We start from the raw sequence: 1890 nt of genomic DNA on the forward strand, positions 1-1890 counted from the left end.
CAACCAGCGTGTCCAGGGATTGGGCCAGTTGTTGACCGGGCTGAAGAGACAGAAGTGCACAATCGTCGCCTATGCCTACCACATCACTCAGAGATGATCGAAGACCCGGACGATCAAAGAAACTGCGAATCAGATCAAATTCGCCAAGCGCCATGAAAGGTTCCAGCCAAACTAAAACATGAGTTTAACGCGCTGCAAGCTGGGTTAACAGACCAGAAGACAATAGCATTATCTCCTGATCGAAAACCGATTACTTCCGACGGAAGTTGCGCACTTCATCAGGACGAACACGGGGTGCCAGCTTGTCCAGAATACCGTTTATGTAACGGTGAGAATCCTGGGCACCAAAACGCTTAACCAGCTCAATAGCCTCGTTGATGACCACACGGTATGGAACATCGGAGCGGTTCATCATTTCATAGCAGCCAATGCGCAAAGCTGACATTTCAACCGGGTCCAACTGCGAAATGGGACGATCCAGCAGTGGCGACATGGCGTCATCCAGTCGACTGGCTTCGCGGGCAATCCCGGTCAGCAACATGTGAAAATAGCCGTCGTCCACCTTGCTGAAATCGTTGTCCGCACGAAACTGCATTTCAATCTGGGTGATGGATGCCTGGGACATCTGCCACTGGTATAACGCCTGCAACGCCAGTTGACGTGCACGACGACGGGCAGATGGTTTTGGACGCGGGGCAGATTTCTGCCCGGCTTCCTGCTTCTCAGTAGACAACTCAGGCCTCCAGTTTCTTGAGCAGGGACACCATTTCAAAAGCCGCCATGGCAGCCTCTTCACCCTTGTTACCCGCTTTGGTACCGGAACGCTCGATAGCCTGTTCAATGGTGTCTACGGTCAGAACTCCGAAGCTCACCGGAATTTCTTCGTCCAGATTCACGTGGGACAGACCTTTCACACATTCGTTAGCAACGAATTCAAAGTGTGGTGTGCCACCACGAATGACAGCACCCAGGGCAATAATGGCGTCAAAGCGCTGGGTTTTGGCAACTTTCTTAACCGTCAGTGGAATTTCGAACGCGCCCGGGCACCGGACGATAGTGATATCCTGTTCCGCAACACCGTGACGGGTCAAACTGTCCACAGCGGCATTGAGCAGACTTTCTACAACAAAGGCATTCCAGCGGCCAACAACGATCGCATACTTGCCGCCATTTGCCTGCAGAGTACCTTCGATGGTTTGCAGTGACATTGCGTTTTCCTCAATAAATCTTTGTGTCTGTTGCACTTACAACAATGTGCTCTGACAATCAGTCTTCACACGGAATATATTCAACAATTTCCAGATCAAATCCGGACAGGGCCGCGAAGCGAATCGGTGAGCTGAGCAGGCGCATTTTACCCACTCCCAGATCACGCAGAATCTGTGAACCAGTGCCTATGGTCAGATACGCGCCGGACATACCGTTGCTGTTACTCTTGCCTTCCGAGAACTTTTCCAGGGCCCCGCCCAGATCAAGCCTCGACTCGGAGTCGAGCAACACAATCACGCCACGCCCCTCACTGGCGACCTTGGCCATTGCTTTGTGCAGTGGCCAGCTGGATTTACCGTTTTCAGGATGTGCCGACAGCAGATCACGAAAAGGTTCCATAGCATGAACTCGCACCAGCGCCGGTGAGTTCGGTGTAATATAGCCCTTGGTCAGGGCAATGTGCGTCGCACCGCTGATGGAATCCTTGTAGGCCGTCATATCAAACTGGCCAAAATCGGTATCCAGAGAGCGCCGCTCTAGCTTTTCGACGGTTTTCTCATTCAGGATTCGGTAGTTGATCAGATCGGCGATGGTGCCGATTTTCAGATCATGCTCTTTGGCAAACACTTCCAGATCAGGACGACGAGCCATGGTGCCGTCTTCATTCATGATCTCAATAAT

3 protein-coding genes are annotated in these 1890 nt (G+C 52.0%); all 3 read right to left on the reverse strand.

What is annotated here, in order from left to right; genetic code table 11:
- Positions 1–250: 250 nt before the first annotated feature.
- Positions 251–733 carry a transcription antitermination factor NusB gene (gene nusB, locus KDK16_RS04275; protein ID WP_257274820.1) on the reverse strand — a complete coding sequence of 161 codons (483 nt, stop codon included), beginning with the start codon at positions 731–733 and terminating at the stop codon, positions 251–253.
- 1 nt (position 734) lies between these two features.
- Positions 735–1208, reverse strand: coding sequence for a 6,7-dimethyl-8-ribityllumazine synthase (gene ribE, locus KDK16_RS04280; protein ID WP_257274822.1), 474 nt, complete (start codon positions 1206–1208; stop codon positions 735–737).
- A 58-nt stretch (positions 1209–1266) separates the two neighbouring features.
- Positions 1267–1890: 3,4-dihydroxy-2-butanone-4-phosphate synthase (locus tag KDK16_RS04285; protein WP_257274824.1), on the reverse strand; the 624-nt coding region annotated here is incomplete at its 5' end.

It is taken from the genome of Endozoicomonas sp. SESOKO4 (assembly GCF_024606275.1).

Excerpts from the sequence above, each read along its gene's own strand:
- ribE (WP_257274822.1), bottom strand. The coding sequence starts at position 1,208 with ATGTCACTGCAAACCATCGAAGGTACTCTGCAGGCAAATGGCGGCAAG.